At 64.5% G+C, this 7019-nt stretch carries 7 protein-coding genes; all 7 read left to right on the top strand.

What is annotated here, in order from left to right; all coding sequences use genetic code 11:
• Positions 1-400: 400 nt before the first annotated feature.
• The 7 genes from P0D70_RS26915 to P0D70_RS26945 all read left to right on the top strand — a co-directional run bounded on the left by P0D70_RS26915 (position 401) and on the right by P0D70_RS26945 (position 6885).
• The gene (locus tag P0D70_RS26915; RefSeq protein ID WP_091801731.1) at positions 401-1495 is read left to right on the top strand and encodes an ABC transporter substrate-binding protein; all 1095 of its coding nucleotides are present in this window, start codon (positions 401-403) and stop codon (positions 1493-1495) included.
• Positions 1492-2457: an ABC transporter permease gene (locus P0D70_RS26920; protein ID WP_408186701.1), complete on the top strand. Its 966-nt coding sequence runs from the start codon at positions 1492-1494 to the stop codon at positions 2455-2457. The genes P0D70_RS26915 and P0D70_RS26920 overlap by 4 nt, the downstream gene beginning before the upstream one ends.
• On the top strand, positions 2454-3347 hold the full coding sequence (locus P0D70_RS26925) for an ABC transporter permease (RefSeq protein ID WP_408186702.1): 894 nt from the start codon (positions 2454-2456) through the stop codon (positions 3345-3347). Before P0D70_RS26920 ends, P0D70_RS26925 begins: the two co-directional genes overlap by 4 nt.
• Positions 3348-3396: 49 nt before the next feature.
• Positions 3397-4470 carry an ABC transporter ATP-binding protein gene (locus P0D70_RS26930; protein WP_408186703.1) on the top strand — a complete coding sequence of 358 codons (1074 nt, stop codon included), beginning with the start codon at positions 3397-3399 and terminating at the stop codon, positions 4468-4470.
• A gap of 91 nt (positions 4471-4561) precedes the next feature.
• Positions 4562-5386, top strand: a complete 825-nt coding sequence (locus tag P0D70_RS26935) for a transporter substrate-binding domain-containing protein (protein WP_408186704.1) — start codon at positions 4562-4564, stop codon at positions 5384-5386.
• 93 nt (positions 5387-5479) lie between these two features.
• The gene (locus P0D70_RS26940; protein WP_091801747.1) at positions 5480-6226 is read left to right on the top strand and encodes an amino acid ABC transporter permease; all 747 of its coding nucleotides are present in this window, start codon (positions 5480-5482) and stop codon (positions 6224-6226) included.
• Between the two features lie 2 nt (positions 6227-6228).
• Positions 6229-6885 carry an amino acid ABC transporter permease gene (locus tag P0D70_RS26945; RefSeq protein ID WP_007177020.1) on the top strand — a complete coding sequence of 219 codons (657 nt, stop codon included), beginning with the start codon at positions 6229-6231 and terminating at the stop codon, positions 6883-6885.
• The last annotated feature ends 134 nt before the right edge of the window (positions 6886-7019 follow it).

The raw sequence follows: 7019 nt of genomic DNA on the forward strand, positions 1-7019 counted from the left end.
CGGCAACCATGCGTTTGGCTCATGTCGCAGCCCGATCTCGCGGTCCGCCGGCCTGCCACGCACCAACATAGGGCGAGACGCGCTTTCAGTCGCACCAGAACTGAGCTTTCCTCATACCTCCGTGGGCAAACGAAACATCGGCAAAACATGGACGTTAACCCGCATGCGCCACTGCCTAGGCGCTCCCGCCGTCTGACCGGTGTAGGCCAGCCGGATCGCGTGACGGCCGTCGCATGAGATTACGTCATACCCTCCATGCGCATATTTCGTTTGTTGAGGGATTTTGGCAAACCTAGAGTGCATCCACACGCAGCATCGGCACGCAACGCGAAGAGGCGCTGCATCGGCGGCGGTTACAGCAATATCACCAGGCAACAGGCGTTCAACACAGGAGACCGCCATGCAAGAGATCAAACGGGGTAGAAGGCAGGCCATCAAGACGATCGGCGCGGCACTCGCGGCGTCCACCTTGCCGATGCCGTTCATCAACCTGCGCGCGCAGGAACACAACTTCAGCGGCAAGACGCTGCGTCTGTTGACCTGGTCGGACGACACAGGCGCGGCCGCGTTGCGCAACATCGCCGCCACCTTCACGGCGAAAACCGGCGCCAAAGTGATTGCCGACCGCGCCGACGGCACCTCCGGCATGGTCGCCAAGGTGAAGGCCGCGGGCGATCGCCCCACCTACGACGTCATTACCCTGGCGGGCGTCGGCGCAGCGGGTCTCGGCGACGCCGGCCTGCTGATGAAGCCCGATCTGGACAAACTGCCGAACCTCAAAGACGTCGCGCCGCAATACCGCACGGGCGCGAACGGCTTCGGCGTCGGCTATCTGCTGTGGTCGGACGGGTTGATCTACAACACCTCGACCGTGAAGACCGCGCCGGCATCGTACGAAGCGCTGTGGGATCCCAAGTACGCCGGCCGCCTGTTCCTGCCGCCGCCCGAGTGGGCCGAAGCGGTCGACCTCGCGATCATCGCCGCGAAGATGAACGGCGGCTCGCAGCAGAACATCGAGCCGGGCTTCAAGAAGCTGATGCAACTGAAAGATCGCGTGATGACGCTCGGCGAGAATCCGAACCAGGTGGCCGATCTGTTCCGCACCGGCTCGCTCGATATTGGCGGCATTTATTCGCCGGCGTTTTTCCCCGACCAGATCCGCAAGCCCGAATACAAGATGGGCGTGACCTACGGCATGAAGGAAGGCTTCGCCACGCAGTTGATGTTCACGGTGATCCCCAAGTCGCACCCGGGCGACAGCGATCTGATCCACGCCTTCATCAACCACTCGCTCGACGCGGGCGTGCAAGGCCGCATGGCCGCCGACGTGCTGAACGGCCCGGTCAATTCGAAAGCGGTGATTCCCGCCGAGAGCCGTGCGTTCGTGCCGAGCCCGCAGCAGATCGCCGAGAAGGCCGTGTTGCATGACGACAAGGCGCTCGCCGTCGTGCAGCCGGCATGGATCAAGCGCTACACCGAAATCTTCTCGGCATGACCACGATGCTCGCGCGCTTTTCGCGTCGTGCTTCGGCGGCGTCCGCTGCTTCGTCAAATACGATGCCGGACGCCGGGCCCGATCTCGTGCCCGATGCGCCCGCCGCCAGCGCGATGGAAAAGGCCCGGCCGTGGCTGCTGCTCGCGCCGATCCTGTTGTTTCTCGCCATTCTCGGCGCGGCGGCGCTGGTGGTGCTGCGCATGAGCTTCGGCACGCAAGGCAACGAGTGGCGCGGTTTCACGCTGCAAAACTACGCGGACCTGCTCGACGGCTACTTCATGAAGTCGTTGTGGCTCACGTTGAAGCTCGCATTCCAAAGCATGATCTGCGCGGTGCTGCTGGCGATTCCGGTCGCGCTGGCCATGGCCCGCACGAAGTCGCGGCTCGCCCGGCGCCTCCTGCTGGCCGGCGTGCTGCTGCCGCTGCTCGTCAACCTGCTGCTGCAAGGTTATGGCTGGCTGATCATTCTCGGGCCGGCTGGCCTGCTCAATCACGCGCTGCTCGGCAGCGGCCTCGTGCAACGCCCGTTGATGTGGCTGTACCGCGAAAACGGCGTGCTGCTCGGGCTGATCCAGACAGCGTTTCCGCTCGCCGTGCTGCCCCTTTCGAGCGCGATGCGCGCAGTGTCGACTTCTTACGAGGAAGCCGCCGCCACGCTCGGCGCGACGCGCTGGCAAACGCTGCGTCACGTCCTGCTGCCGCTCGCCATGCCCGGCCTCGTGTCCGGCGCGCTGCTCGTGTTCGCTTACAACGCAAGCGCGTTCGCCGTGCCGCTTTTGCTCGGCGGACGACGCGTGCCGATGCTCGCCGTGCTGGTCCACGATCAGGTCGCGCCGTTGCTGAACTGGCCGGCGGCTTCTGCGTCGGGTGTCGTACTGATGGTCGCCACGCTGACCGTGATGGCGCTGTCGCAGCGCCTCGTGCGCCGTACCCAACGTCTCGCCGAGGAGCCTCACGCATGAGCACGCCTGTTCAAACCGCGCAAGTCGTTCGCCGGCAGCCGCGATCGCCCCGCTCACCGCGCTGGCCTTCCGTCATGCCCGGCCAGCTCGGCAAGGCCACCGCCCTGCTCGCGGCGATCGTTCTGTTCCTCGCCGCGCTGCCGATCCTCACCATGATCACGATGTCGTTCAGCGCGGCCGACACGCTCGAATTCCCGCCGCACGCCTATGGCCTGCACTGGTATCGCGCCGCGTGGCACAGCTTCGTGTCACCGGACGCGAGCGACTCGCTGTCGATGGGCGCCGCCTTGAGCACGAGCCTGATCGTTGCGCTCTCCACCATGGTGATCGCCACGCTCGTCTCGGTGCCCGCCGCCTACGCGCTGAGCCGCTACCGCTTTCGCGGCAAGCCCGCGGTCGAACAGCTAGTCGCGCTGCCGCTCGTCTATCCGCTCGTGATGCTCGGCCTGTCGCTGCTGCTGGTGTTCAACGTGCTGCCGGTCGAACTCGGCGTGTTCCGCCTGATCATCGCGCACGTGATTCTGGCGCTGCCGTTTACCGTGAAGAACTGCGCGGCCTCGGTCGCCGCCATCGGCCCGGAGTTCGAAGAGGCCGCCTGCGTAATGGGCGCGAGTCCCGGCCGCGCGCTCGTCGACGTGATCCTGCCGCTGATGCGCCCCGGCATTCTGGCCGGCATGCTGTTCGCGTTCATTGTCTCGTTCAACGAATTCACGGTGACGTTTTTCCTTTACGGCATCGATACGATGACGCTGCCGGTGTGGCTCTATAGCCGCACGGTGTCGTCGCTCGATCCGACCGTGTTCTGTTTCGCCGTATTCATTGTCGCGATCGATTTCGCGCTGATCTGGCTGCTCGAAAAGCTGATCGGCGACGAAGGCGTGGCACTGTGACTGCCCCCCTCGAACACGCGCTCATGACGACCCCTTGCTGGAGCATCCGATGACCCATTTAACGTTGCAGGCCGTGACCCGGCGCTTCGGCGCGGCGCATGCCGTCGACAGCGTCGATCTGAGCGTGCCCGACGGCAAGCTGGTGTGCTTTCTCGGCCCGTCCGGCTGCGGCAAGACCACGCTGCTGCGGATGATCGCCGGTCTCGAAACGCCCACATCCGGCAGCATTCAATTCGCCGGACGCGACATCACGCGCCTGCCGGCGAACCAGCGCGACTTCGGCATGGTGTTCCAGTCGCTCGCGCTGTTTCCTCACATGACGGTCGCGCAGAACGTCGCGTATCCGCTGAAGCTGCGCAAAACCGCGAAGGACCAGCAGACGCGGCGCGTGGCCGAATTGCTGGACCTGATCCAGTTGCCGCACATGGCGAACCGGCCGGTCACGCAACTCTCCGGCGGCCAGCGCCAGCGCGTGGCGATTGCGCGGGCCGTCGCGTCGCAGCCGAAACTGCTGCTGCTCGACGAGCCGCTCTCCGCGCTCGACGCCAAGCTGCGCGAGGCGATGCAGGTGGAAATCCGCCTGCTGCAACAGCGTCTCGGCATCACCACGATCATGGTGACGCACGACCAGCGCGAAGCCATGACAATGGCCGACGAGATCGTCGTAATGGAGAAAGGCCGCATCGCCCAGGTCGGCAAACCGCTCGACATCTATCGCGATCCGGTCAGCGAATTCGTCGCCGACTTCATCGGCCTCGGCAATATCCTGCCGGTCACGTACGATGGCGCGGGCGGCGTGAGCCTGCCGGGCGGCCGTCGCATCAGCGTGGCGCAGCCGGCGCGCGTGCCGGCGTCCAGCAGCGATATCCGTCTGCTGATCCGCCCGGAAGACGTGTGCGTGAAAGCCGCTTCCGACGCGGCGGGCCCGAACCGGCTGCAAGGCACCGTGACGTTTATCCGCGACGTGGGCGCATCGCTCGAAGCGACCATCGACTGCGCCGGTTTTACGCTCACCGCCGCCACCACGCCGCGCGAAACGCCGGGGCTCGCGCTCGGCATGCCGGTGTTCGCGGAATTGCCGCCGCATGCGTGCAAGCTGATCGCCGCGCGCGCGGCGCACTGACCTCGTGCAAGACTCAGGCACTCGAGCGCACCACTGAATCACTCAAGAATTCGCCCATTCCAATACCGATATTTTCGACAGAGGACAGACCATGAACCAGCGCCCCGTTGCCCAATCCAGCACCCGCCGGGTGTTCGCCACACTCGCCGCGTCGCTCGCCTTCACCGCGCTCGGCGCGCTGAGCGCGTTGCCGTCCACCGCGCATGCGGATGCGCTCGACACCATCGCCAAGTCGGGCACGGTGCGCATCGGCGTATTCGAAGACTATCCGCCGTTCGGCTCGATCGGACCGGACATGAAGCCGATGGGCTACGACATCGACGTCGCCAACCTGATCGGCCGCGCGCTCAACGCCAAGGTCGAGCTCGTACAGGTAACGGGTGACAACCGTATGGCTTACCTCGCCGACCACAAGGCGGACATGCTGCTGTCGGTCGGCCAGACGCCGGAGCGCGAGAAGGTGATCGATTTCTCGCAACCGTACGCGCCCTACTACCTCGCCGTGTTCGGCCCGAAAGCGTTGCCCGTGAAGAACGCCGCCGACCTCGCCGGCAAGTCGATTTCGGTCGCGCGCGGCACGCTGGAAGACCTGAGCGTGACCAAGATCGCGCCGCCCACCGCGAACATCAAACGTTTCGACGATCCTAACGGCGCAATTTCGGCGTTTCTTTCTGGTCAGGTACAGTTGATGGTAGTCGGCAACGACGTCGGCGCCACGATTCTCGCGCGTCATCCGGCCAATGATCCCGAGCAGAAGTTTTCGCTGTTCAGCTCGCCCGATCACGTCGGCTTGAACAAGAACGAGCCGCGTCTGAAGCAGAAGGTCGACGAAACGATTGCCAAGGCCCGCAAGGACGGCACCATGAACGCGATTTCGCAGAAATGGCTGCGCGCGCCGCTGCCGGCCGACCTCTGAACCTTTTTTGCGCGCGCCACGAAGCGTAATCCCGCGAGGAGATTGCCTGCGTGGCGCAGCGCCGGAGTTTGACCTCACGATGAGCGCCACGCCATGACTTATGCGTTCGATTTCAGCGGCTTCGGCCTTTATGCGGGCATGCTCGCGCGCGGCGTCGCCGTGACATTGGGGCTGACAGCAGTCTCCACCGTGCTCGGCGCGATTGTCGGCATTGCCGGCGCGAGTGTGGCGGTGGCCGGGCCGAAATGGGCGCGCTGGGTGGTGGCGAGTTATGTGGAGTTGATCCGCAATACGCCGTTCATCGTGCAGTTGTTCTTCGTGTTCTTTGGCTTGCCGAGCCTCGGCATTCATATCGACGAAGTGCAGGCCGCGATTCTGGCCATGACCGTCAATCTCGGCGCGTACGCGATCGAAATCGTGCGCGCCGGCATCGACTCGATTTCCCGCGGCCAGGTGCAGGCCGCGCAGGCGCTCGGTTTGCACGGAGGGCAGGTGTTTCGCTATGTCGTGCTGCCGCAGGCCATCGCCAACGTGTTTCCTGCGCTGCTGAGCCAGGTGCTGATCGTGATGCTCGGCTCGGCGGTGGTCTCGCAGATTTCCGTGCCCGATCTCACCTACGCGGCCAACTTCATTCAGTCGCGCAACTTCCGCTCGTTCGAAAGCTACCTGATCATCACCGCCACGTATCTATTGCTGTCGATCGTGCTGCGGCAAATCCTCAACCGGCTGGGCCGCGGTCTGTTCGCGGGCCGTGCGGCGCGCGGCAACGACAGCGCGCCGCGTAACTGGCGCAACCGCCTGATGTGGCGCGGCGCCCGCACTCTGCCCACGGAGCGTTGATCATGGTCGAATTCACGCTGTGGGACATTGCCCGCAATCTGTTGCTCGCCGCCCGCTGGACGGTGCTGCTTTCGTTGATCGCGTTCGTGGGTGGCGGCATTGTCGGGCTGATTCTGCTCGCCATGCGCGTGTCGCCGATCGCCTGGCTGCGCCGTATCGTCGTGGTGTACGTGGAAGTGTTTCAAGGCACGCCGCTGCTGATGCAGCTTTTCCTCGCGTTCTTCGGCTTGCCGCTGCTTGGTGTCGACGTATCGCCTTGGGTCGCGGCCACCGTCACGCTCACGCTCTATACCAGCGCGTATCTGGTCGACATCTGGCGCGGCTGCGTCGAAGCCGTGCCGCGTGGTCAGTGGGCCGCGGGCGCAAGCCTCGGCATGACGTTCGGCCAGCAGTTGCGCTATATCGTGTGGCCACAGGCGCTGAAAATCGCCGTGGCGCCGACGGTTGGTTTTCTCGTGCAGGTGGTGAAAAGCACGGCGCTCGCGTCGATCATCGGCTTCACGGAATTGACCAAGACCGGCACCATGATCACCAACGCCGCGTTCCGCCCGTTCCCGATCTACGGCATGGTCGCGATGATTTACTTCGCGATGTGCTTCCCGCTGACGTGGTACGCGCGGGTCCTGGAGAAACGGCAGAAGGTGGGCCAGCATCGCTGAAATGTGCAGCGATGGGCGAATAAAAAGCGTTCAACCGCTCGGCACGGTTGAACGCTTTTTTGTATGCCGCCTGACAGAACTAGCGCGCCGCGTGCGTCGACTTACGCAACTTTGCCACGTCTTCCGCCGTCACC

Origin of the sequence: Paraburkholderia sp. RL17-381-BIF-C (genome assembly GCF_046026435.1) — a bacterium.
GTDB lineage: Bacteria > Pseudomonadota > Gammaproteobacteria > Burkholderiales > Burkholderiaceae > Paraburkholderia.

What these genes read in the sequence shown, in the direction of transcription:
- P0D70_RS26915 (WP_091801731.1), top strand. Translation starts at nt 401, where the DNA reads ATGCAAGAGATCAAACGGGGTAGAAGGCAGGCCATCAAGACGATCGGC.
- P0D70_RS26945 (WP_007177020.1), top strand. Translation starts at nt 6,229, where the DNA reads ATGGTCGAATTCACGCTGTGGGACATTGCCCGCAATCTGTTGCTCGCC.
- P0D70_RS26940 (WP_091801747.1), top strand. Translation starts at nt 5,480, where the DNA reads ATGACTTATGCGTTCGATTTCAGCGGCTTCGGCCTTTATGCGGGCATG.
- P0D70_RS26920 (WP_408186701.1), top strand. Translation starts at nt 1,492, where the DNA reads ATGACCACGATGCTCGCGCGCTTTTCGCGTCGTGCTTCGGCGGCGTCC.
- P0D70_RS26925 (WP_408186702.1), top strand. Translation starts at nt 2,454, where the DNA reads ATGAGCACGCCTGTTCAAACCGCGCAAGTCGTTCGCCGGCAGCCGCGA.
- P0D70_RS26930 (WP_408186703.1), top strand. Translation starts at nt 3,397, where the DNA reads ATGACCCATTTAACGTTGCAGGCCGTGACCCGGCGCTTCGGCGCGGCG.
- P0D70_RS26935 (WP_408186704.1), top strand. Translation starts at nt 4,562, where the DNA reads ATGAACCAGCGCCCCGTTGCCCAATCCAGCACCCGCCGGGTGTTCGCC.